Raw genomic sequence first — 23,600 nt, forward strand, 5'->3', positions numbered from 1 at the left:
AACACAAGTGTGACGGAATTCTTTTCGCAGGTCTACTAAGGGCAACCTGCATTACATTCGGGAATATCCGGACAACGTACGTTGTTTGTGCTTGTCTGTCCGGCTGGATGGAGCCGCTACGCTGCCTGGTGTGCCGCAGACCCCCGAGAAGACGACGACCGCGCGATCGGCGCGCGCGATCCTGCTGGAAAAACCCAAGGCACTCGCGCTTTCCACAATCGGCGTTCGACCTTTCGGATCCGCTCCCCGGCAGAGTATGGCCGCGGTGCTGCACGGCGACGAGGACGAGCGCCCGGGCCTGAACGCGAAGGAAACCGCACAACTGCGAGGGATCCGCCGATTCGGCGCGACCGGCGCGGTCTTGATGGCAGTCGGAGCGCTCGGCGCCGGCGCACAACCCGTCCTGCAGAATCCGACCGCAGGACTTCGAGTCCTCAGCCTCCCCGGACGTATGCCGACGGTCTCACTCACCATGACGATGACCGGAACCGTGCTCGTCGTTCTCGCCTGGCTGATGATGGGCCGATTTGCAGTCGGGGACATACGCAGCCGTTCCGGCGCACCGCGGCGCATGACCCGTTCCCAGTTGGACCGCACACTCCTGCTGTGGATCCTGCCGCTCTCGGTCGCACCGCCGATGTTCAGCCGCGACGTCTACTCGTATCTGGCTCAAAGCGAAATCGCGGCCCGTGGACTCGATCCGTACGCCATCGGTCCCAAGGCGGCACTGGGTGTCGACCACGTTCTCACCCGCACGGTTCCGACGATCTGGCGCGACACCCCAGCTCCGTACGGACCGTTCTTCCTGTGGCTGGGACGCGGGATCAGCTCACTGACCGGCGACAACATCGTGGCCGGAATCTTCTTGCACCGCTTGCTCGCATTGGCCGGCGTCGCGCTCATCGTGTGGGCGATACCTCGACTGGCCAAGCGATGCGGTGTCTCTGCCGTCAGTTCGCTCTGGCTCGGTGCCGCGAACCCGCTGTTGCTCTTCCACTTGGTGGCCGGCATCCACAATGAAGCGCTCATGCTCGGGTTGATGCTCGCCGGAATCGAGATCGCCCTCCGCGCAGTCGAAGGGTCCGGGCCCATCCGTGGGCGAGCGCTGTTCTATCTCGTTGCGGGATCAGGTTTGATCGCGTTGTCGTCGACCGTCAAGATTCCGTCCTTGCTTGCACTGGGATTCGTCGGCATGGCCTTGGCTCGGCGTTGGGGTGGAACCTGGAAAGCCCTGGCGGGAGCCGCGATTCTCCTGGGCATCGTTGCCGCTGTCGTCACGTTTGTCATCAGCGTGGCCAGTGGGCTCGGTATGGGTTGGATCAACACCCTCGACACCGCCACCGCAGTCCGGAGTTGGATGTCCATCCCGACGCTCCTGGGCGTCGGCACGGGATTGGCCGGTGTACTGCTCGGACTCGGCGATCACACGACGGCGATCCTCACGATCACGCGGCCCATCGCGACTCTCGTCGCCATGCTCGTCACCGCACGGATGATGATCTCGGTGTACATGGGCCGCATACACCCGGTCGGTGGACTCGGCATCGCACTCGGAGCGATCGTTCTCCTGTTCCCCGTCGTTCAGCCGTGGTACCTGCTGTGGGCGATCCTTCCGTTGGCCGCGTGGGCCACCGCACCGATTTTCCGCATCCCTGCCGTCGTCTTCACCTCGATCGTCAGCGTCATGTTGATGTCCAACGGCGCCGAATACCTTCCGTTCATGATCGTGCAGGCCGTCATCGCGACCATCCTCACCGCCGGAACGCTCATCGTCTTCACCCGCAATTCACTCCCCTGGCGTAGCGACAAGCCAGTAGCGGAGATCACGAAAGGCGGACCGGTAGACGAAGACAACTCGGCGGGGGCTTACGCTGATTCCCCGTGACCTCGAGAGCCTCCAGATCGTCGACGCCGGCGGTACAGATCCAGGGTGTCGTCAAGTCCTTCGACGGTGTTCGAGCCGTCGACGGTATCGATCTCACTGTCGAGACGGCCCAGGTCGTTGCCCTGCTCGGCCCCAACGGAGCCGGTAAGACAACCACCGTCGAGATGTGCGAAGGGTTTGTCACCCCCGATGCCGGCACGGTTCGAGTGCTCGGTCTCGATCCCATCGCCGACTCCGGTGAAGTCCGCTCGCGAATCGGTGTCATGCTGCAGGGCGGCGGCGCGTACCCCGGGTCCAAGGCCGGAGAAATGCTCGACCTCGTGGCCGCATACTCGGCCGACCCGCTCGATCCCGCCTGGCTCCTTTCCAAACTGGGCCTCACCGATGCGCGCAAGACCCCGTACCGCCGTCTCTCCGGAGGCCAGCAGCAACGACTGTCCCTGGCGTGCGCGCTGGTCGGCCGCCCCGAATTGGTATTTCTGGACGAACCCACCGCTGGGCTCGACGCTCAGGCGCGCCTGCTGGTGTGGGAACTCATCGACGCTCTGCGACGCGACGGCGTGAGCGTCCTGCTCACCACACACCTCATGGACGAGGCCGAAGCACTCGCCGACGAACTGGTCATCATCGACCACGGCAAGATGGTCGCGTCGGGAACGCCGGCCGAGGTCACCAGCAAGGGCGCCGAAGGACAACTCCGTCTGACGACGGTTCCCGGTTTGAGCCTCGATTCGCTGGCCGGTTCACTCGCCGGGTTCCGCATCGAGGAATCCAACCCAGGCACCTACGTCGTCGAAGGTGCAATCGATCCGGCAACCGTGGCAACAGTTGCGACGTGGTGTGCCGATCAGGACGTGCTGATCAACGACATTCGCGTCGATCAACGGAGTCTGGAAGACGTCTTCCTCGAATTGACGGGCCGGGAACTGAGGGGATGACGGAGATCAAGGTCATGAACGAAACAGCGTCGAACGGCCAGAGCAGTCCCATCAGCGTTGCCAGAGACCGACGGCTCGCCGAGAACCGCTTCGAGCCAGGCACCTTCTCGCCGGATCCCCGCCCCAATTCGGCGGCCAAGATGCTGGCGGCGCAGACCAAACTGGAGCTAACACTTCTGCTCCGCAACGGTGAGCAATTGCTGCTCACCATGTTCATCCCGATCACCCTGCTCATCGGACTGTGTCTGCTTCCGATCGGCGATTTGGGCGATTCTCGGGTGGATACCGTGCTCCCTGGTGTCATGATGGTTGCCGTGATGTCGACGGCGTTCACCGGACAGGCCATCGCCGTCGGATTCGATCGCCGATACGGCGCGCTCAAACGACTCGGTGCAACGCCTCTACCGCGGTGGGGAATCATCGCAGGCAAGAGCGCTGCCGTCATCATCGTCGTGGCGCTGCAGTCGCTGTTGCTCGGCGCTATCGGTTTGGCGTTGGGGTGGCGTCCGTCGTTCGTCGAACTTGTACTCGGCGCAGTGGTCATTGCCATCGGTACTGTCACATTTGCCGCGCTTGGCCTCCTGCTCGGCGGTACTTTGCGAGCAGAAATCGTTCTCGCGCTCGCCAACATCCTGTGGTTCATCATGGTGGGCATCGGCAGTGTGGTCTTCGCCAGCGGTGAACTCCCGACCGCTGTTCACACGCTGGTGCGCATTGTTCCGTCCGGCGCACTGGCACACGCACTCGAAGCGGCCCTCGACACCTCGATGGACTGGTTCTCGATTCTCGTACTTCTCGTCTGGGCCGCAGTGGCCGGAGTCTGCGCAGCAAGGTGGTTCAAGTTCACGTGAGTACACGACGGACAGCTCAGATCGTCGGCTGTGTGGCCGCAACAGTGATGTTGTGTGCCGGACCCGCAACGGCGACCCCTTCGGTGTCCGGTCCACTCGCACCTGCAAATCCGCACCTCGGTCCCGTCGGTACTTCCACCATGCACGGTGACGCGGGCTCGTCCGACGTCACGCCGCTGCCTGGTCCAGGAACCGGCCCACACGAGGTGACAGCTTTCCCGATGATGGCCGCCTGCCCGACGGTCCTCCAGGGTTCCGACGGCATGATCGTCTCGCTCTGCACGACGATGATCGGCCAGATCCCGACCATCCATTTGATCGATCCGAAGGCCGACGCCACACCCTTGGGACGGTCGGTCGCGCAACTGCCGCTCGCGAAGGGCAGCCTGCTCGGCGGCGTCTACGCCTACCTCGACAACGAGAACCGTCTCGTAGCCGTCGACGGAAACCGTCAACTGGTCCGCATTTCCCATGCGCAGAATCCAGACGGCAGTTGGCGGCTGGAACTCGCGGATGTCATCGATCTCAGTGGTGCGGTTGCCGCCGACGACAACGTCACCGGCCTCGCCCCGGATTGGGACGGCAATGTCTGGTTCGCCACCGGGCACGGCACCGTCGGGTATGTCGGCACGGATCGAATCGCGCACAGCATTGCGCTCCCTGAGGGTGAACAGGTGCAGAACAGCATCTCCACCTCCCCGACTGGCACTGCCGTCGCAACGACCCACGCGCTTTACCAACTGAAGCGAAGTGGCGACGAAGTCGTCATCGACTGGCGTCAGCCGTACGACCGCGGGCCGGCCCGCAATCCGGGTCAGCTCAGCTGGGGAACCGGATCGACTCCGACATACTTCGGCCCGTCGACGGGCAGCGATTTCTTGACCATCGTCGACAACGCCCACCCGACGGTGAGCTTGCATGTCTATCGCGCTGACACGGGCGCCGAGGTGTGCACGCAGCCGGTGTTGTCCGCGGCCAGCAAGGACGGCTCACCGAGTGGCAGCGAGAACTCCCCCGTCGGCATCGGTCATTCGGTCTACGTGGCCGGCACTTACGGATACCCGTACCCCACGACTCCTGAAGGTGCCGGTCCAGCGGTCCCCGCCACGGCACCCTTCAACGGCGGAATGACCCGGGTCGACATCGATCCGGTCGGCTGCCATGTCGTGTGGGACAACACGATTCGCAGCTCCGCGGTACCGCACCTCTCGACGGCGGACGGCTCGATCTACACCGTCACGCGGGACGGTAATCCGAGCACCTCTCCGCTCGACGGGTACTCGTTCGCGGTGATCGACTCGAAGGACGGGTCACAGATCGGTTCGACTCCGCTGCCGTCGACGATCCTCAACGACACCCTGCAGATGTCGGCACTCATCACCGAGTCGGGCGAGTACTTCCAGGGAACGATCTCGGGAATCGTGCGCGTTCGCGCGAACTGACGCGAGCTGGCCCCCACGGCTGCGCAGTTCGCTTCGCGCCTGCTTCAACGCCTGCCCCCAACGACACTGTGTAGTTGATGGGGAACTACGATCGTTGGCGTGGTGAATCGTGTGTATGCCGGATTTTTACGCTTGGTGGATCGACTACCTCTCCCCTCGCTGAAAACGCAGAAAATCATCGCGTTCATCGTGATCCTGACGCAGGGCGGCATCGCTGTCACCGGCGCGGTGGTGCGCGTGACGGACTCGGGACTCGGTTGCCCGACGTGGCCGCAGTGCTTCCCCGGTAGCTTCGTCCCGGTCGGCCACGGACAGGTCGCGGTGATTCACCAAGCCGTCGAGTTCGGCAACCGCCTACTCACGTTCCTGGTCGTCATCGTCGCTGCCGCAATCGTGCTCGCGGTGACTCGCGCTCGCCGCCGCAAAGAGGTGCTTGTCTACGCCTGGATGATGCCGCTCGGCACTGTCGTTCAGGCAGTGATCGGCGGTATCACCGTCCTCACAGGTCTCCTGTGGTGGACGGTCGCCATTCACTTGGTTGCGTCGATGCTGATGGTCTGGGTTGCCACGGTGATGTACGCGAAGATCGCGGAACCCGACGAGGCAACAACTCTGGTCGTGATGCCGAAGCCGCTGCGCTGGCTTACCGCGCTGTCAGGTGTCGCGCTCGCCGGCGTATTGGTCGCCGGAACTCTCGTGACGGGTGCGGGTCCCCACGCGGGCGACAAGGGCCTGGACCGCACGGTTCCGCGCCTGGAGGTCGAGATCGTGACGCTTGTTCATCTGCACTCACAGCTGCTGGTCGGATATCTCGCGCTGGTCGTGGGTCTGACATTCGGTCTATATGCGGTCGGGACATCTGCGGCCGTGAAGATCCGTCTGAAAGTCCTGCTCGGACTGATCCTCGCCCAAGCGCTCATCGGGGTCGTGCAGTACTTCACCGATGTGCCGGAAGTTCTGGTGATCATGCACGTCGCCGGTGCGGGACTGTGCACGGCTGCGACCGCAGCAGTTTGGGCTGCGGGTAAGACCCGCCAGTACACGCCGACCGATTCGCCGATACCGGCCCTCTGACGCTTCAAGACACGTGTGGGGCGTAGGAACACCAAGAAGTGTTCCTACGCCCCACACGTCATTTCAGGCTTCGTTGCGTGCTTTCGGGAACCGAGTCTGGTTGGCGACCCAACCGGCCATCTTCTTGAAGTGGCCTTCCTGGGGGGTGACGATGCTCGTCAGCTCACGCTCCCACTCGGCAACGGTGACGGTGTCGAAGGACGCAACGACGGCATTGGCCGTGGCGAGGTCCTCGACGACCTGATCACCGAGGATGCCGTCGGCACCCACGAGAGTGATGCGAACGCCGGCCAGGCCGACCGGCTGAATGACGGCGCTGGCGGTGCCGCCGTGCTCGGCGACGAACTTGGTGATGGCGTTCACCGTGGACTTCGGCAGTTCCGGCGCGGACGGGGTGGCGTCCGACTTCTCGGTATCGGTGCTCATGACTCGACAATACTGGTCGGTAGCCCGGAAGCGACACCAGGCATGGACTGAGCGTCGGCCGTCCCGGGTGTAGAACAGAAACCATGCGAGCCATCTACGTGACCGAGACCGGCGGACCAGAGGTTCTGACTCTGACCGAACAACCCGAAGCGACACCCGGCCCAGGCGATCTACTCGTCAGAACCGAAGCGATCGGCATCAATTTCATCGACACGTATTTCCGAATGGGCCAGTACAAGCGCCTGCTCCCCTATATTCCCGGCGACGAAGGCAGCGGCGTCGTCGAAGCTGTCGGTTCCGACGTCACCGAATTCGCCGTTGGTGACCGTGTCGCGTGGGCGGCCGCCACGGGCAGCTACGCCGAGAAGGTGGCTGTTCCCGCCGCAGTCGCGGTGAAGGTGCCCGATGGTGTCCCGGCATCGGCCGCAGCGTCGGCGCTCCTGCAGGGGATGACGGCGCACTACCTCGCGAAGTCGACGTATCCGATCCAGAGCGGCGACACCGTGCTCGTGCACGCAGGCGCGGGCGGCGTCGGGTTGATCCTGACGCAGATGGCCGTCAGCCTCGGGGCGAAGGTCATCACGACTGTGTCGTCGGATGCGAAGGAAGAACTCTCGCGCGGCGCCGGTGCCTCGGAGGTCCTGCGGTACGACGAGGACATAGCAGCGCGAGTCCGGGAGTTGACCGGCGGCGAAGGAGTAGCGGCGGCATACGACGGCGTCGGCGCGACAACTTTTGATTCGAGCCTGGCTTCCGTCCGTATTCGCGGCACTGTCGCATTGTTCGGTGCGGCCAGTGGCCCGGTTCCGCCCGTCGATCCGCAGCGGCTCAATTCATCGGGTTCGCTGTTCCTGACGCGTCCGACGCTCGCGCATCACATTCGCACTCGTGAGGAACTGACCTGGCGGGCGGGCGATGTCTTCGACGCCATTGCGGCCGGGAAGCTCGATATTCGCGTCGGCGCCGAGTATCCCCTCGCCGATGCGGCAACAGCCCATCGGGATCTGGAAGGTAGAGCAACGACCGGGTCGATCGTTCTGATCCCCTAGCAAAGTGCTGTGCGCCTTTATTAACCGCCCGCGGTTAATAAAGGCGCACAGCAGAATCAGCTGAGCATGTCGCTGATCGTCTGGAGTCCGAGAACCGAGTCGACAGCGAGGCCGACGAAAACGATCGCAAGATAGTTGTTCGACTGCAGGAACAGGCGCAGCGGCTTGACCTGAGCACCGCCGCGAACGCTGCGGTACAGCTGATGAGCCATGAGCAGGAACCACGCACCGGCGACGATGGTGATTGCGGCGTAGATGACGCCCGACGCAGGGACGAGGACAAGCGTCGTGACGACCATCGCCCAGCTGTAGAACAGGATCTGCTTGGTGACGTGCTCCTCGGTGGCGATCACCGGAAGCATGGGAACACCTGCCGCCTTGTAGTCCTCTTTGTATCGCATCGCGAGCGCCCAGGTGTGCGGCGGCGTCCAGAAGAAGATGATCAGGAACAGCACGACGGGCTGCCAGCTCAGCGACCCGGTGACAGCGGCCCAGCCTACGAGGACGGGCATACATCCGGCTGCGCCACCCCAGATCACGTTCTGCCAGGTACGACGCTTGAGAACCATCGTGTAGATGAGGACGTAGAACGCGATCGTGATCACGACGAGGATGCCGGCCAGGAGGTTGGCTCGCCACCACAGCCACAGGAACGACGCGAGTCCGAGAAGAAGTCCGAAGACGAGTGCGTTACGGGTCGGCACCGCCTCGCGGGCCAACGGACGCTTCGCGGTGCGCTTCATGACCTTGTCGATGTCGGCGTCGACGACGCAGTTGAGCGAGTTCGCACTCGCTGCGCCCATCCAGCCACCGAAGAGGGTGCTGAGGATCAGAACGATGTCGACCGTTCCGCGATCGGCCAGCAGCATTGCCGGAATGGTTGCCACCAACAGCAATTCGATAACTCGCGGCTTCGTGAGCGCGATATAAGCCAGAACCTTGCCCGTTGCGCGACCCCACACCGTATCGGTATTGGTCGCCCGCGGGGCGGCACCTGGGCTGCCGAAGCCATGTCCGCTCGGCTGTTGCCCTGTCCGCACGTTCTCTCCTTGCACCACGCGTTACCGCACTAACTGTTCACGACACACTGCTGACACTGTCCTCTACTACGAACGATGGTAGACCGCAGCCATTGAGGAACCGAATCGACCCGGACAGCCAGGACCATTAGGCTGGGTTACGCAGTGGAGGGACACCCCACCCTCGCAATCCACGTACACCATGTCAGGAGACATCTGCCAGTGTCGATCACAGACGAGATCCACGTCCTCACGCAACCCGTCCACCCCTCGGACTGGACCGACCTGGACACCAAGGCTGTCGATACCGCCCGCGTGCTCGCCGCCGACGCGGTTCAGAAGGTCGGCAACGGCCATCCCGGAACTGCAATGAGCTTGGCGCCGTTGGCATACACCCTCTTTCAGCGCATCATGCGCCACGATCCTTCGGATGCAGAATGGGTCGGCCGTGACCGCTTCGTTCTTTCCTGTGGCCATTCGTCCTTGACGCTGTACACCCAGCTCTACCTCTCGGGGTACGGTCTCGAGCTTGCTGACCTCGAAGCTCTCCGCACGTGGGGCGCACTGACCCCCGGTCACCCCGAGGTAGGCCACACCGTCGGCGTCGAGATGACCACCGGTCCGCTCGGCCAGGGCCTTGCGTCCGCAGTCGGCATGGCCATGGCGGCGCGTCGTGAGCGCGGGCTGTTCGATCCGGAGACCCCGGTCGGCTCCTCCCCCTTCGACCATCACATCTACGTGATCGCGTCCGACGGTGACATCGAGGAAGGCGTTACCTCCGAGGCGTCGTCACTCGCCGGTGTCCAGGAACTGGGCAACCTGATCGTCTTCTACGACGACAACAAGATCTCCATCGAGCACGACACCGCCATCGCTCTCGGCGAAGATGTCGGAAAGCGCTACGAGGCATACGGCTGGCACGTTCAGCACGTCGATGGCGGCGAGAACGTCTCCGGCATCCTCGACGCGGTTGCCGCAGCCAAGGCCGTCGTCGATCGTCCGTCCATCATCTTGCTCCGCACCATCATCGGTTTCCCGGCGCCGAAGAAGATGAACACCGGCGACGTTCACGGCTCTGCACTCGGTGCCGACGAGGTCGCCGCGGTCAAGGAAGCCCTCGGCTTCGATCCGAGCAAGTCCTTCGACGTCGACGCCGACGCTCTGGCTCACGCCCGTGAGGTCGTCTCGCGCGGAGCCGACGCACACAAGGCATGGCAGGTCGAGTTCGACGCGTGGGCCGCACGTGAGTCCGAGCGCAAGGAACTCTTCGACCGCCTGTTCGCCGGTGAGTTCCCTGCCGGCTGGGCCGACGCTCTCCCGACCTACGAGGCCGACGCCAAGGGCGTTGCGACTCGCAAGGCCTCCGGTTCGGCACTCAACGCGCTCGGACCGATCCTGCCCGAACTGTGGGGCGGTTCCGCCGACCTCGCCGGCAGCAACAACACCACCATCAAGGGCGCAGATTCGTTCGGCCCCTTCTCCATCTCCACGAGCGACTGGACTGCGCAGCCTTACGGCCGCACGCTTCACTTCGGTATCCGTGAGCACGCGATGGGCTCGATCCTCAACGGCATCGCGCTGCACGGGCCCACCCGTCCGTACGGCGGAACCTTCATGGTCTTCTCCGACTACATGCGTCCGGCGGTTCGCCTGGCTGCACTGATGAAGACTGCCGTCACCTACGTCTGGACCCACGACTCGATCGGTCTCGGCGAAGACGGCCCGACTCACCAGCCGGTCGAGCACCTCGCTGCTCTTCGTGCGATCCCGAACCTCGCCGTCGTCCGCCCGGGTGACGCCAACGAGACCTCGTTCGCATGGCAGGCAGCACTCGAGAACAAGACGGGCCCGACGGCTCTGGCGCTCACCCGCCAGGACATCCCGGTTCTCGAAGGCACCAAGGAGAAGGCTGCCGAAGGCGTCAAGCGCGGCGCTTACGTCCTCGTCGACGCTGCCAACGGTTCGCCCGAGGTCATCTTGCTTGCGACCGGTTCCGAACTGCATCTGGCCACCGAGGCTCGCGAGACCCTCGAAGCTCAGGGCGTCGCAACCCGCGTCGTTTCCGTGCCGTGCCTCGACTGGTTCCTCGAGCAGGATCAGGCGTACCGCGACGAGGTCATTCCGCCCGCCGTCCGCGCACGCGTGTCCGTCGAAGCCGGTATCGCAATGCCGTGGTGGCGCATCCTCGGCGACGCCGGCCAGGCCGTCTCGCTCGAGCATTACGGCGCTTCCGCCGATTACAAGACCTTGTACCGGGAGTTCGGCATCACCGCCGACGCGACTGTCGAAGCCGCGCAGCGCTCCCTCGCATCTGTGAAGGGATGATCTCGATGACACAGAACGTGAATACCGAAAAGCTCTCCGCTGCAGGCGTTTCCATCTGGCTTGACGACCTCTCGCGAGATCGCATCCAGTCCGGCAACCTGCAGAACCTGATCGACACGAAGTCGATCGTGGGTGTCACGACCAACCCGTCGATCTTCCAGGCGGCACTGTCCAAGGGCTCGGCCTACGACGCTCAGGTTCGCGAGTTGGCCGAGCGCGGCGCCGATGTCGACGCCACCATCACGGCCGTCACCACCGACGACGTGCGCGCTGCGTGCGACATCCTGGCCCCGCAGTTCGAGGCCTCGAACGGCGTCGACGGCCGCGTGTCCATCGAGGTCGATCCTCGTCTGGCGCACGACACCGACGCGACTGTCGCGCAGGCGATCGAGCTGCACAAGATCGTCGACCGCCCGAACGTCCTCATCAAGATCCCCGCGACGCTGGCCGGTATCCCCGCCATCGCCAAGGTGATCGGTGAAGGCATCAGCGTCAACGTCACTTTGATCTTCTCGGTCGAGCGCTACGAAGCTGTCATGGGCGCGTACCTCGACGGTCTGGACACCGCCAAGGCTGCCGGCCGCGACATCTCGTCCATCGAGTCGGTCGCCTCATTCTTCGTCTCCCGTGTGGATTCCGAGATCGACAACCGCCTCACGGCGATCGGCACGCCGGAAGCTCTCGAGCTTCGTGGCAAGGCTGCACTCGCAAACGCTCGTCTGGCGTACAACGCGTACCAGCAGATCTTCGAGGTGCAGCCGCGCTTCCAGGCTCTCCTGGCCGATGGCGCCAAGGCTCAGCGCCCGCTGTGGGCGTCGACCGGCGTGAAGAACCCGGATTACCCGGACACGCTCTACGTCACCGAGCTGGTTGCGCCCAACACGGTCAACACCATGCCGGAGAAGACGCTCGACGCTCTCGCCGACCATGGTGAGATCACGGGCGACACGATTTCGGGCACCGCTCAGGACTCGCAGGTCGTCTTCGATCAGCTCGCAGCTGTCGGCATCGATCTTGCGGACGTGTTCAAGGTCCTCGAGACCGAGGGCGTCGACAAGTTCGAGGTGTCCTGGAACGAGTTGCTCGACGCAACTGCCGAGCAGCTTCGCGCAGCAACCCAGAAGAGCTGAGCCTGTGAGCGATTCCGCGGCGGCATCAGATTGGGTGAATCCCCTTCGGGACAGCACCGACAAACGGCTTCCGCACATTGCGGGGCCCTGTGCCCTGGTGATCTTCGGCGTTACCGGCGACCTCGCCAGGCGCAAGCTCATGCCAGCCATCTACGACCTCGCCAACCGTGGACTGTTGCCGCCCGGATTCGCTCTGGTCGGGTTCGCCCGGCGTGAATGGACGGACGAGGACTTCGCGAACGTCGTCCTCGAAGCAGTCAAGGACGGTGCTCGCACCAAGTTCCGTCAGGACGTCTGGGAGAGGCTCGCCGAAGGTATCCGGTTCGTGGAGGGCAGTTTCGACGAGGCCGAGGCCTTCCAGAACCTGTCCGAGACGTTGGCCACGCTCGACAACGAACGTGGTATCGGCGGCAATCACGGGTTCTACCTTGCGATTCCGCCCAACGCGTTTCCTCAGGTGCTCGAGCAACTGTCGGCGTCGGGCCTCGCGCAGGCCGAGGACGGTCAGTGGCGACGAGTTGTCATCGAGAAGCCGTTCGGTCACGACCTCGAGAGCGCTCGCGAACTGAACGCCGTCGTCAACAAGGTGTTCCCCGAGGACACGGTCTTCCGTATCGACCACTACCTCGGCAAGGAAACGGTCCAGAACATCCTGGCTCTGCGCTTCGCGAACCAGTTGTTCGATCCGATCTGGAACGCGCACTACGTCGACCACGTCCAGATCACGATGGCCGAGGACATCGGCCTCGGCGGCCGTGCCGGGTACTACGACGGCATCGGCGCGGCCCGTGACGTGATCCAGAACCACCTGCTCCAATTGCTCGCGTTCACGGCGATGGAAGAACCCATCAGCTTCGAACCGCTCAATCTGCAGGCGGAGAAGATCAAGGTTCTTTCGGCAACGCGTCTGGCCGAACCACTCGACGAGACCACTGCCCGCGGACAATACGAAGGTGGTTGGCAGGGCGGGTTGCCGGTAGTCGGACTCCTCGAAGAAGAGGGCTTCGCAGCGGACTCCACAACGGAGACCTTTGCCGCCATCACCCTCGAGGTCGACACCCGTCGCTGGGCGGGCGTGCCGTTCTACCTGCGCACGGGCAAGCGTCTCGGCCGCCGCGTCACCGAGATCGCGGTGGTCTTCAAGCGCGCACCACACCTGCCGTTCGACAAGACCATGACCGAAGATCTCGGCCAGAACGCACTCGTGATCCGCGTGCAGCCTGACGAGGGCGTCACTATGCGGTTCGGCTCGAAGGTTCCCGGATCGAGCATGGAAGTCCGTGACGTCAACATGGACTTCTCGTACGGTCAGGCTTTCACCGAGTCGTCACCGGAGGCGTACGAGCGACTCATCCTCGACGTGTTGCTCGGCGAGCCGTCTCTCTTCCCCGTCAATGCCGAAGTCGAATTGTCTTGGGAAATCCTCGATCCCGTCCTCGAACACTGGGCAGCCGGCGGCAAGCCGGAACCCTACGAGGCTGGAACGTGGGGACCACCGTCTGCGGACGAAATGATGCAACGCACCGGACGCGAATGGAGGCGACCCTAGTGATTCTCGATTTGCCCTCCACCACCACGGTCCAGGTCAGCAAGAAACTGGTCGAGGTACGTAAGACCGGCGGCGCTGTCACCCTGGGACGTGTGCTCACGCTTGTCGTCTGCACCAGGGACACCGGGAACGCCGAGGCCGCAATCGAGGCCGCCAACGAAGCAAGCCGCGAGCACCCCTGCCGCGTCATCGTGCTTCTGCGTGGCGACGAGCAGAGCGAGCCTCGGCTCGATGCTCAGATCCGCGTCGGTGGGGATGCCGGCGCCTCTGAGGTCGTGGTGCTGCGCCTCTACGGTCCCCTGGCGGACCACGAGAGCAGCGTCGTCATCCCGTTCCTGCTCCCCGACACACCGGTAGTCGCGTGGTGGCCCCTCGAGGCACCCGAGATTCCGGCGAAGGACCCCGTCGGAAAGCTTGCGATCCGTCGTATCACCGACGCCACCGGTGCCCCGGATCCGACTGCCACCATCAAGGGACGACTCGCGTCGTACACCGCCGGTGACACCGATCTCGCCTGGAGTCGCGTCACCTACTGGCGCGCACTGCTCGCGTCGGCTCTCGATCAGCCGCCGCACGAGAAGATCACCTCAGCGGTGGTCTCCGGTCTCAAAACCGAACCGGCACTGGATATTCTCGCCGGTTGGTTGGCAGCCAAGATCGACGGTCCGGTCATCCGACGTACGGGTGAGCTCACCGTCGAGCTGAAGCTGGAGACTCGCAGCATCTCCATCAGCCGCCCACAGGAGGGTACGACCGCAACCCTGATCCGCACCGGTCAGCCCGACTCGCTGGTCTCGCTCGGTCGTCGAGAGACGCGCGATTGCCTCGCCGAGGAATTGCGTCGGCTCGATCCGGACGAGATCTACGAAGAAGCGCTGGCTGGTTTGGAGAAGGTGACCTATGAGTGATGTTGTCGTAGAGAAGTTTTCCGACGCCGGCCAACTGGTCGATGCCGCTGCCGCACGCCTGGTCACGACAATCGTTGACGCCCAGAAGGCTCGCGGGTTCGCATCCATCGTGCTGACGGGTGGCGGAACCGGGATCGCACTTCTCGAGAAGTTGCGTGACGCTCCCGGCGACATCGACTGGTCGCAGATCGATCTGTACTGGGGCGACGAACGGTTCCTGCCGTCCGGCGATCCCGAGCGGAACGAAGTCCAGGCTCGTGAGGCGCTTCTCGATCACGTGCCGGTCGATCCCGACAGGGTGCATGCGATGGCCGCATCCGACGGTATCTACGACGGTGATCCGCACGGGGCGGCGACGGCGTACGAACAACTGCTGGGCGCTCAGGCACACGGCAATCAGGTTCCGACGTTCGACGTGCACCTGCTCGGTATGGGTGGAGAAGGACACGTCAACTCGTTGTTCCCGCATACCGACGCCGTTCGCGAGGAAGCTCGTTTCGTTGTCGCGGTGACGGACTCCCCCAAGCCGCCACCGGTACGGATCACCCTGACGCTGCCTGCTGTTCGGCGTGCCAAAGAGGTCTGGCTGCTCGTCTCGGGTGCTGCAAAGGCCGAGGCCGTTGCCAAAGCTGTCGGAGGTGCTTCGTCCGAGGACTGGCCGTCCGCCGGCGCCACCGGTTTGGTGGCGACGCGTTGGTTCCTCGATACGGACGCTGCCTCGCAGCTCTGATCTGATTTCACGGATCTGATTTCACACCGGGCCGGGAATCGTCTTCAGGCGATTCCCGGCCCGGTGGTACATCGAGGACATTTTCACAGTGGCGAGTCATGACTACCCGCTGAGTCCGGATCCGATGCGAATTTCCTTTTGACGGAACGGAACTCAATCCCGAGATCCCTTGTCTCCAACGGGCACTCTGCCCTGCACAATGATTCATCTCTCCCCCTGTCTCGTTCTTTCGAGCGATTACTACCTTGGACGCCGCGAAGTAGGGTTCGGTTCCGCAGATCGCTTTCACTCTTGAACGAAGCAATCCAGGCGAGAACAATCGAACAATGTCGTGGACACCGAATCCGGATGCATTTCGCGGGCGAGTGGCTGTTGTTGCCGGGGCGACGAGGGGCGCCGGACGCGGAATCGCCGCAGCCCTGGGTGAGGCCGGTGCAACCGTCATCTGCACTGGCCGGAGCACATCTGCCGGAATACTTCAGTCGGACTATCCGCGCGGCGAAACCATCGAGGAGACGGCAGAGCTTGTCACCGAACTGGGCGGCGTCGGCGTGCCGATTGCCGTCGATCATCTCAAGAGCAAACAAGTGGCTGATCTCGCCGAACGCTTGCGCGCCGACTATCAACATATCGACATCTTGGTCAATGACATCTGGGGCGCGGAACTACTCAAGGGTGGGCCGGCGGAGTGGAACACGCCAGTATGGGAACACGATCTGGACAAGGGCTTTCACATTCTGCGCCTGGCGATCGACACCCACATCACCACGTCGCACCACCTCCTGCCGCTGATGATCGATCGGCCAGGCGGACTGGTCGCCGAAATAACCGACGGCACTACCGAATACAACGCATCGAACTATCGCATCTCGGTGTTCTACGACCTGGCGAAGGTGTCCGTGAACAGGCTTGCATTTTCGCAAGGCCACGAACTTGCCCCGTTCGGCTGTACTGCCGTCGCCATCACTCCGGGGTTCCTGCGATCGGAGATGATGCTCGACAATTTTGGTGTCGGCGAATCGAATTGGCGTGACGCTTTGTCGCCGGAGCGGGATGGTCCGACTGCACCTCCGGATTTTGCCCGCTCCGAGTCACCAAGATTCACAGGACGTGCGATCGCCGCCCTCGCCGCCGATTCGAATCGGAAGCGATGGAATCAGCGATCGGTCAGTTCAGGTGAACTCGGAACGGAATACGGGTTCACCGACACCGACGGCAGCCGCCCCGATTTTTGGCGAGCCAACTGAATCCGACAGTGATTAAGATCCGTTTCATGGCCGAATTCGCGACGATCGACGAATACATCGCGTCGTTTCCCACCGACGTGCAGCGAGCCCTCGGGAGCATCCGCGAGACGATCCACAGCACTGTTCCCGGCCTCGATGAAACCATCAGCTATCAGATGCCGACCATGACGGTGAATGGGAAGAACCTGGTTCACTTCGCAGGCTGGAAACACCACATCTCGATGTACCCACTCCCGGCAGGTGACGCAGAGTTCGAGAAGTCCGTCGACCCGTACCGGGCTGCGAAATCAACCGTGAAGTTCCCGTTGAACAAACCGATCCCCCTCGATCTCGTGGCTCGAATCGTCGAATTGCTCGCGCAGCGCCACTAACCTCAGTTCCCGTCGGAGCCTTGTGAGAGCGTATGGCCGTGCAGAGACAACCCATCCGACGCATCAAGGCCGGGACATCGTCGGGCGCTGACGTAGGCAGCTGGCCGATGACGGTGCCCGCGGTTGCGCAGATCGTTCGGGACGGTCTTGAACTTCCACCGGGTGTCACCATTCTGGTCGGCGAAAACGGAGCGGGGAAGTCGACCGTCATCGAAATTCTTGCCGCCGTTCTCGGTCTCAATGCCGAAGGCGGGTCTACCAATACGCGACATCAGACCAGATCGAGTGAACCGAGCGGCCTCGACCTTGTGGTCGAGCGGAGCCCCGGCGCGTCGAAGTGGGCGTACTACCTCCGAGACGAAACCTTGCACGGGTTGTACACGTATTTGGAGGACAACCCCAATCCCAGGCGACCTGAACCGCTTTACCATCACCTTTCACACGGTGAGGCGCTGCTCGAGATCTTGTCGTCGAGGACCTCCGACGGCGGCTTCTATCTCATCGACGAACCCGATGCCGCACTCTCATTCCAAGGGACCTTGACGCTGGTCGCACTGCTCGGTGAGCTGGTGGCATCCGGCGCGCAGGCGGTGATCGCGACGCACTCGCCGATCATCGCGGCACTGCCGAACGCCAATCTGCTCGAGATCGGCGAATGGGGAATCCGAGCCGCGAGCTGGGAGGACCTCGATCTGGTCTCGAACTGGCAGCGGTTCCTTCACGACCCGCAGACGTACCTGCGCCACCTGATCTAACCTGGAACTCCACCCCAGGAGGCCTCCATGGCATACGACAAGGCGCTGGCTGAGCGTATCCGTGGCCCGAGATGCGGGGTAAGCCGATGAGCAAGGGATGGATCGTCGTCGACCGAACCGGGACGAGTTCGAACGTCGAGTTCAATGCGTGGATCAAGGAAGCTCTGGACTTCGTGCACTGACTGGTACTGCCGGTTCGATCAATTTCGCTCGATTCGGCAAAAAGTGAAGTGGGCGGCCCTAGACTCCGAAAAGGCATTGGATTGGGCGCCACGACGGCGCGGAGGAAAGGTGGTCCGTCGCGTGACGTTCACACCCAATCAGCCGGATCACCAACGCGCCTTCGGGTTTCAGCCGCCGTCGACCCGCACGATTCCCTCCCTCATGCCCGACCGTTTCGGACCTAGCCTCATCGGATCGCTGTGGGCGTGCGCCGGGATCGTCGCCGGAAGCCTCGGCCCGTGGACGTCATCCTCCGCCCTCGACCACAGTGGTACCGACGAATGCGGAGTGATCACACTCGTCCTCGCTCTGGGCGCGGTAACCGCGCTGATCACCCTCATGGTTCGGGACGTCACGCCCGAGATGAAGAATCACTGCACGGGACCGCTGGTGGGAATCGCCGTCTTGATCGTTGCCGTCGGAAACGCCGCGTCCATTGTGCGACGTAGTACCGAGGTCGCAGGGCACACCGCCGGACCGTCCATCGGGTGGGGACTGTGGGTGGTCATCGCGTCCGCAGTGATCCTGTGCATCACGTCGTCGACCGTCGCGCACATGATCAGGTTTCAGGCAGCAATGATCACAAGGTCTTGATCAGACCGCCGTCGATCACGAAATCCGCGCCCGTCACGTTCCCCGCGCAATCGCTGGCGAGGAACAACACCAGGTCCGCTACCTCTTCGGGAAAGGTGAAGCGGCCCGTCTCGGCGCCGGCGGCCGCACTTTCGACGATATCGTCGGCGGCTGAACCATTCGCCTTCGCCAGCGTCGAGGCCACTCCGTGCTTGCCGAGCCACAACTCCGTCTGCACCGGACCAGGGCTGACGGTATTGACGCGGATCCCCTTCCCTCCCAGTTCTTTCGACAACGACTTCGAGAAGTTGGTCAACGCCGCTTTGGCGGCGCTGTAGTCGATCACCGTCGGGTCAGGCAAGAATGCGTTGACCGAACTGATCGTCACGATGCTTCCGCCACCTCTGCGGATCAACTCCGGCAGCGCAGCGCGAACAGTGCGTACAGCCGACAAGAACGTCAGATTGAACGACGACGCCCACTCTTCGTCCGTGATAGCCGCGAAGCCGCTCGTTCGCGGGGTGACGGCGCCGACGTTGTTGACCAAGATGTCGACGCCGCCCCTCGCTGCTGCAACCTCGAGCAGTCGGGTAGATCCTTCGACACTCGCGAGGTCGACGCCGACAAAGGTGACGGCGCCGCCGGCCTGCAGCGATTCGAGTTCCGGCGAGAGCGTCCGCGAGCCCGCGACGACGTGGACTCCCTCGGCCGCCAAGGCCCGAGTGATCGCCAACCCGATACCTTTTCCCGCGCCGGTAACCACGGCAGTTCGTCCGTCCAATTGCAGATCCACTGCGGTCCCCGTTCGGTCCGGTGCGCAGCGTTGGGTGTGCGTGCGACAGCTCTAGAGTCGCCGCACGCACACCCTGGTAAACCTGCAGAACCAGCCGCTGTTACCTAGCCACTGTTACGAAGCGCAGTGGCAAGGCCGTTCATCGTCAGCTGGATACCCCGACGCACCTGATCGCTCTCGTCGCCGGAACGGTACCGACGGATCAGCTCGACCTGTAGATGGTTGAGTGGTTCGAGGTACGGGAACCGGTTGTGAACCGAACGCTCGAGGCCCGAGTTGTCGGCAAAGAGGTTCTCGTTGCCTGTGATTGCCTTGTACATGCGAATTGTGCGTTCGTGCTCGTCGGTGATCATTCCGAAGACTCGATCGCGCAGTTCGGCGTCGGGCACGAGGTCCGCGTAGCGGGCCGCCAAACCGAGATCAGACTTCGACATCACCATGGCCATGTTCGAGAGCACGGTTCGGAAGAACGGCCACTTCTCGTACAGGGCCGTCAACGTGGCAAGCCGAGTGTCGTCTCCGTCTATCCATCTTTCGAACGCGGCGCCGGTTCCGTACCAACCCGGAAGCATTACGCGAGACTGACTCCACGAGAGCACCCAGGGAATGGCACGCAGATCGGAAATCGCCTTGGTCTGCTTGCGAGAGGCCGGACGAGAGCCGATATTGAGTGCTCCGATCTCGGCGACCGGTGTCGACGCTTCGAAGTACTGCACGAATCCTGGTGTGTCGTGCACCAATTCGCTGTACGCGGTACGGGCGAGTGCCGCCAACTCGTCCAACACCGCGTAGGCCGCATCTGCGTCGCTGCCAAGACCTTCGACGTCGAGCAACGTCGACTCGATAGTCGCGGCGATGAGTGTTTCGAGGTTGCGATGCGCCAGACGCGGTTCGGCGTACTTGGCCGCAATCACCTCACCCTGCTCGGTGATTCGCAGAGAACCAGCGACTGCGCCGGGGGGCTGCGCGAGAATCGCTTCGTAGCTCGGTCCGCCGCCACGTCCGACGGTTCCGCCGCGGCCGTGGAAGAGCCTCAACCTGATTCCGCTCTTACGCGCGGCATCGACGAGGTCGAGTTCGGCACGGTACAGCGCCCAGTTGGCGGCCAAGTACCCGCCGTCCTTGTTCGAGTCGGAGTACCCGAGCATCACTTCCTGACTGTCACCGCGCGAACGGACGATCGCACGATAGATCGGGATGTCGAGCGTCGCCAGCAATGTGTCGGCGCCGCCCTGCAGATCCTCGATCGTCTCGAACAACGGGACGATTCCGATCGGGCAGGAGGGCTCGTTACCGACGCCCGGATCGAGCACCCCAACCTCTTTGAGCAGCACCGCAGCTTCGAGCATGTCGCTGACCGAGGTACACATGCTGATGATGTAGTTGGGTACCGCGCCCGCTCCGAGAACCCGCACCGCCTTGGCGCCGGCCGCCATGATGGCCAGTTCCTTGGTGGTCAATTCGCTGAACTCGGCGTCCGGCGAAGTCAGCGGTCGCCGCGTCGTCAACTCGGCCGACAGCAATTCGACTCGATCGGCTTCCGGCAAGGACGTGTAGTCCGAGTGAACTCCGGCCCACGCCAGAAGTTCTGCGACGACGCTTTCGTGTACCTCGGAGTTCTGCCGCATGTCCAGACCGGACAGGTGAAAGCCGAACACCTCCACCGCTTCTCGGAGCCGATCGAGTCGATCGTCGGCGATGGTCTCGTCGCCGAAACGACGCAACGAGGTGTCGATGATTCCGAGATCCCTCTGCAGTTGTGCCGGGTCGGTGTACGCCTCGAGTCCGTCGTCGGAGCCGTGGGCGGGCAACTCCCCCAGCACCGTCAGTGCGGTTGCGCTCAATCGCCCGCGGATGCCGCGAATCGCGCGACGGTACGGCTCGTCGGCCCGGAATGCAGAATCGTCGCCGGAGGTAGACGCCAGCAGATCGAGTTCGGGCGTGACGGACACCAGCCGCGCCGACATCGACAGTTCACGCTCGAGATGTTCGAGTTCCTCGAGATGATGCTCGAGAGCAGTCGCCGCAGCGCGCGACGTGGCGCGCTGGACGATTTCGCCGGTCACGTACGGATTGCCGTCCCGGTCACCGCCAATCCACGAACCCGGCCTCAGGATCGGTTCCGGCAGGAGCCCGGCGTCCGGCCAACGCGTTCGTAGAGCTTTGCGGACCTCGGCATTGATCTTCGGAATCACCTCGAACAACGCCGCGTCGTAGTAGCGCAGGCCTACCTCGATTTCATCCTGGATACGGAGGCGGCTGAGCCGGATCAGAGCCGTCTGCCACAGGGTCAGGATCTGACGGCGCAATTGCAGATCGACATCAGCGGTTTCTGCGACGCTCAGCGCCGTGCGCTCGCGGTATCGCATCAACTCGGTGATCCGACTCTGCGTCTCGAACACCGTGCGGCGTCGAGTCTCCGTCGGGTGAGCGGTGATGACGGGTGAGACCAGGGCGCCCCGCAGCGCTTCTTCGACGGTAGCCGAATCGATATCGGCTGCATCGAGTTTGGTGTACGTGGCGGCGAGAGTGCTGTCGCGGGGCGGTTCACCCGCGTTGACGTGGATGGCCCGTCGACGCTCGCGGTGGATGTCCTCGGCCAGGTTGGCGAGCAGCGCGAAGTGACTGAACGCACGAATGACGGGAATGGCGTCGTCCGTACTGATTTCGGCGAACAGCGACACCAGTTCGGCGCGGTCGATCTCCGACCGACGGACTCGGAACGACTCGACACGGGCTCGCTCGACCAGATCGAAAACATTGTCGCCGGCTTGCTCTCGCACTATTTGTCCGAGTATTCCGCCGAGAAGCCGGATGTCTTCGCGCAGCGGCTCGGTGGCCTCTCGCGGTGTTTCTCGATGCGACGCGGTTTCAGTCATCACTCAATTATCGACCGAAACAAAGAACCCCGCTCGATAGGCGGGGTTCCGTGTCTGAAATTCGTGTGTGAAAAACTACCGGCTGCAAGTCATGAGCCGAGAATCAGGCGAACTTGATCTCCAGGCCGATGCCGACGATCGAAATGAGCCAGATCAACGCGGTGAAGACCGTCAACCGGTCGAGGTTCTTCTCGACAACAGTCGATCCGGACAGGCTGGACTGGACACCGCCACCGAACAGACTCGACAAACCGCCGCCCTTACCGCGGTGCAGGAGCACCAAGGCGATGAGGAGCAAGCTGGTGATGACCAGCAGGATATCCAGGAACAGTTTCATGTCTGTCTACGTCCACCAATCCAATAGGGACAACTACAACCGATAACACCATACAGGCGCGCACAGATAGCCTGACCACATACCCGCCTCGCACATGACTTTGCACCCGGCCAGGCACGACTCTTGGTCAGTGGCATCGATCACACTGTCGAGATACCGATTCAGTAGTTTTTCAGTTGACGCGACTCTACCTCCGAAAGGCCGGCTCCATGCTTTCCGACACTGCCCTGCCCGACATACCCTTGCCTGACACACCACGTCTGGCTTCGATTCACAACTTCCGCGACGTGGCCGGCCCCGGGTACGTCACGACCAGCGGACAGGCGATGAGCCGCGGAGTTTTCTACCGCGCAAACGTGCTGACGCCCTCGCCTGAGGATCTTGCGATCGTGGAATCGCTGGGGCTGACCGCCGTCTACGACGTGCGCTCCGAAACCGAAGCGAACGAAACTCCCGACACCGTGCCTGCGCCGGCGATGTACGCCCACATTCCCATCCTGTCCGGCAACATCCACGCCGAAGCGATGGCTCTCCGAACAGCGGACGCTGCAACAGCTTTCATGCAGAACATCAATCGCAGCTTTGTCGCAGACCCCGTCACTCGCAGCGGATTCTCGCAGTTGTTCGCCGCCCTGGCCACTACCGCCGGGCCGCAACTCTTCCACTGCACGGCAGGCAAGGACCGAACAGGCTGGGCAGCAGCACTACTGCAGACACTCGCCGGTGTACCGCGCGAAACGATCATGGCGGACTACCTGCTCACGAATACGTACTCGGCCGAGTACATCGATGCGACGGTCGCAACGATCGCCGCCGCCACAGATGCAGACAAGGGCGAGGTGATCCGGTTGCTGCTGTCCGTCGACGCAAGTTACCTGGGCGCTGCCTTCGAGCAGGTGGAGCACCACTACGGGACCGTCGAGAACTATCTGACCACCGGGTTGGACCTTGCTCCCGAACTCGTCGGCGCTTTGGAAACCAAACTCGTGAGCTGAATCCGGCGAATCAAAAAACTGCGGGCGTGTGACCTACTCGGTCACACGCCCGCAGTTCAGTGTCATGCAGTGACAGTGTCCTGCAGTTTCCAGCTCACTACC

At 63.1% G+C, this 23,600-nt stretch carries 21 protein-coding genes; 16 read left to right on the plus strand and 5 right to left on the minus strand.

The features are described from left to right. The first annotated feature begins 130 nt into the window (after positions 1–130). The 5 genes from mptB to H351_RS17710 all read left to right on the plus strand — a co-directional run bounded on the left by mptB (position 131) and on the right by H351_RS17710 (position 6,190). The gene (gene mptB, locus H351_RS17690) at positions 131–1,885 is read left to right on the plus strand and encodes a polyprenol phosphomannose-dependent alpha 1,6 mannosyltransferase MptB (RefSeq protein ID WP_003944776.1); all 1,755 of its coding nucleotides are present in this window, start codon (positions 131–133) and stop codon (positions 1,883–1,885) included. Next, positions 1,882–2,823, plus strand: coding sequence for an ABC transporter ATP-binding protein (locus H351_RS17695; protein WP_029255345.1), 942 nt, complete (start codon positions 1,882–1,884; stop codon positions 2,821–2,823). The genes mptB and H351_RS17695 overlap by 4 nt, the downstream gene beginning before the upstream one ends. A 14-nt stretch (positions 2,824–2,837) precedes the next feature. Beyond that, positions 2,838–3,674, plus strand: a complete 837-nt coding sequence (locus tag H351_RS17700; protein WP_371747369.1) for an ABC transporter permease — start codon at positions 2,838–2,840, stop codon at positions 3,672–3,674. Positions 3,675–3,721: 47 nt separating this feature from the next. Beyond that, entirely contained in the window at positions 3,722–5,116 is a 1,395-nt protein-coding gene (locus tag H351_RS17705; RefSeq protein ID WP_223257842.1) for a hypothetical protein, read from the plus strand. A gap of 99 nt (positions 5,117–5,215) precedes the next feature. Further along, positions 5,216–6,190, plus strand: a complete 975-nt coding sequence (locus H351_RS17710) for a COX15/CtaA family protein (protein ID WP_019748407.1) — start codon at positions 5,216–5,218, stop codon at positions 6,188–6,190. Between the two features lie 63 nt (positions 6,191–6,253). Here H351_RS17710 and H351_RS17715 read toward each other — a convergent pair whose 3' ends face one another. Continuing rightward, positions 6,254–6,616: a hypothetical protein gene (locus H351_RS17715; protein ID WP_020969598.1), complete on the minus strand. Its 363-nt coding sequence runs from the start codon at positions 6,614–6,616 to the stop codon at positions 6,254–6,256. An 83-nt stretch (positions 6,617–6,699) separates the two neighbouring features. Between H351_RS17715 and H351_RS17720 the strand changes: the two genes are divergently transcribed. After that, positions 6,700–7,665, plus strand: coding sequence for a quinone oxidoreductase family protein (locus tag H351_RS17720; RefSeq protein WP_029255342.1), 966 nt, complete (start codon positions 6,700–6,702; stop codon positions 7,663–7,665). Between the two features lie 56 nt (positions 7,666–7,721). Here H351_RS17720 and H351_RS17725 read toward each other — a convergent pair whose 3' ends face one another. Further along, entirely contained in the window at positions 7,722–8,705 is a 984-nt protein-coding gene (locus H351_RS17725) for a heme o synthase (RefSeq protein ID WP_003944994.1), read from the minus strand. Positions 8,706–8,906: 201 nt separating this feature from the next. On the opposite strand from H351_RS17725, the gene tkt reads away from it, so the two are divergent. The 9 genes from tkt to H351_RS17770 all read left to right on the plus strand — a co-directional run bounded on the left by tkt (position 8,907) and on the right by H351_RS17770 (position 18,515). Next, complete coding sequence (gene tkt, locus H351_RS17730; RefSeq protein ID WP_019748403.1) at positions 8,907–11,009, plus strand: transketolase; 2,103 nt, start codon at positions 8,907–8,909, stop codon at positions 11,007–11,009. Between the two features lie 5 nt (positions 11,010–11,014). Continuing rightward, complete coding sequence (tal, locus tag H351_RS17735) at positions 11,015–12,139, plus strand: transaldolase (protein ID WP_029255341.1); 1,125 nt, start codon at positions 11,015–11,017, stop codon at positions 12,137–12,139. A gap of 4 nt (positions 12,140–12,143) precedes the next feature. Continuing rightward, positions 12,144–13,688: a glucose-6-phosphate dehydrogenase gene (gene zwf, locus H351_RS17740; protein ID WP_020907722.1), complete on the plus strand. Its 1,545-nt coding sequence runs from the start codon at positions 12,144–12,146 to the stop codon at positions 13,686–13,688. Then, positions 13,688–14,596 carry a glucose-6-phosphate dehydrogenase assembly protein OpcA gene (gene opcA, locus H351_RS17745; RefSeq protein WP_019748400.1) on the plus strand — a complete coding sequence of 303 codons (909 nt, stop codon included), beginning with the start codon at positions 13,688–13,690 and terminating at the stop codon, positions 14,594–14,596. The genes zwf and opcA overlap by 1 nt, the downstream gene beginning before the upstream one ends. Then, positions 14,589–15,326 (plus strand): 6-phosphogluconolactonase, encoded by a 738-nt coding sequence (gene pgl / locus H351_RS17750; RefSeq protein ID WP_029255340.1) that lies wholly within the window; start codon positions 14,589–14,591, stop codon positions 15,324–15,326. The genes opcA and pgl overlap by 8 nt, the downstream gene beginning before the upstream one ends. A gap of 326 nt (positions 15,327–15,652) precedes the next feature. Then, positions 15,653–16,573: an SDR family oxidoreductase gene (locus H351_RS17755; RefSeq protein ID WP_029255339.1), complete on the plus strand. Its 921-nt coding sequence runs from the start codon at positions 15,653–15,655 to the stop codon at positions 16,571–16,573. Between the two features lie 26 nt (positions 16,574–16,599). Then, positions 16,600–16,944 (plus strand): iron chaperone, encoded by a 345-nt coding sequence (locus H351_RS17760; protein ID WP_029255338.1) that lies wholly within the window; start codon positions 16,600–16,602, stop codon positions 16,942–16,944. Positions 16,945–16,976: 32 nt separating this feature from the next. Then, positions 16,977–17,699, plus strand: a complete 723-nt coding sequence (locus H351_RS17765) for an AAA family ATPase (protein WP_029255337.1) — start codon at positions 16,977–16,979, stop codon at positions 17,697–17,699. Positions 17,700–18,002: 303 nt separating this feature from the next. Next, a complete protein-coding gene (locus H351_RS17770) occupies positions 18,003–18,515 on the plus strand; it encodes a hypothetical protein (RefSeq protein WP_244891365.1) in 513 nt (170 codons plus the stop codon). Here H351_RS17770 and H351_RS17775 read toward each other — a convergent pair. The 3 genes from H351_RS17775 to secG form a co-directional block, all read right to left on the minus strand. Then, the gene (locus H351_RS17775) at positions 18,502–19,287 is read right to left on the minus strand and encodes an oxidoreductase (protein ID WP_029255335.1); all 786 of its coding nucleotides are present in this window, start codon (positions 19,285–19,287) and stop codon (positions 18,502–18,504) included. The genes H351_RS17770 and H351_RS17775 overlap by 14 nt on opposite strands. A 104-nt stretch (positions 19,288–19,391) precedes the next feature. Next, positions 19,392–22,166 (minus strand): phosphoenolpyruvate carboxylase, encoded by a 2,775-nt coding sequence (gene ppc, locus H351_RS17780; protein ID WP_029255334.1) that lies wholly within the window; start codon positions 22,164–22,166, stop codon positions 19,392–19,394. Between the two features lie 103 nt (positions 22,167–22,269). Continuing rightward, positions 22,270–22,503, minus strand: coding sequence for a preprotein translocase subunit SecG (secG, locus tag H351_RS17785; protein WP_003944946.1), 234 nt, complete (start codon positions 22,501–22,503; stop codon positions 22,270–22,272). A 209-nt stretch (positions 22,504–22,712) separates the two neighbouring features. On the opposite strand from secG, the gene H351_RS17790 reads away from it, so the two are divergent. Beyond that, positions 22,713–23,498 (plus strand): tyrosine-protein phosphatase, encoded by a 786-nt coding sequence (locus H351_RS17790; RefSeq protein ID WP_029255333.1) that lies wholly within the window; start codon positions 22,713–22,715, stop codon positions 23,496–23,498. The last annotated feature ends 102 nt before the right edge of the window (positions 23,499–23,600 follow it).

Origin of the sequence: Rhodococcus erythropolis R138 (assembly GCF_000696675.2) — a bacterium.
In the GTDB taxonomy this organism is placed as follows: Bacteria; Actinomycetota; Actinomycetes; order Mycobacteriales; family Mycobacteriaceae; genus Rhodococcus_F; species Rhodococcus_F erythropolis.

Coding starts and splice junctions, on each gene's coding strand:
- tal (WP_029255341.1), top strand. CDS start 11,015: ATGACACAGAACGTGAATACCGAAAAGCTCTCCGCTGCAGGCGTTTCC.
- H351_RS17760 (WP_029255338.1), top strand. CDS start 16,600: ATGGCCGAATTCGCGACGATCGACGAATACATCGCGTCGTTTCCCACC.
- H351_RS17720 (WP_029255342.1), top strand. CDS start 6,700: ATGCGAGCCATCTACGTGACCGAGACCGGCGGACCAGAGGTTCTGACT.
- pgl (WP_029255340.1), top strand. CDS start 14,589: ATGAGTGATGTTGTCGTAGAGAAGTTTTCCGACGCCGGCCAACTGGTC.
- H351_RS17765 (WP_029255337.1), top strand. CDS start 16,977: ATGGCCGTGCAGAGACAACCCATCCGACGCATCAAGGCCGGGACATCG.
- H351_RS17755 (WP_029255339.1), top strand. CDS start 15,653: ATGTCGTGGACACCGAATCCGGATGCATTTCGCGGGCGAGTGGCTGTT.
- H351_RS17700 (WP_371747369.1), top strand. CDS start 2,838: ATGAACGAAACAGCGTCGAACGGCCAGAGCAGTCCCATCAGCGTTGCC.
- ppc (WP_029255334.1), bottom strand. CDS start 22,166: ATGACTGAAACCGCGTCGCATCGAGAAACACCGCGAGAGGCCACCGAG.
- H351_RS17790 (WP_029255333.1), top strand. CDS start 22,713: ATGCTTTCCGACACTGCCCTGCCCGACATACCCTTGCCTGACACACCA.
- H351_RS17705 (WP_223257842.1), top strand. CDS start 3,722: ATGTTGTGTGCCGGACCCGCAACGGCGACCCCTTCGGTGTCCGGTCCA.
- H351_RS17715 (WP_020969598.1), bottom strand. CDS start 6,616: ATGAGCACCGATACCGAGAAGTCGGACGCCACCCCGTCCGCGCCGGAA.
- secG (WP_003944946.1), bottom strand. CDS start 22,503: ATGAAACTGTTCCTGGATATCCTGCTGGTCATCACCAGCTTGCTCCTC.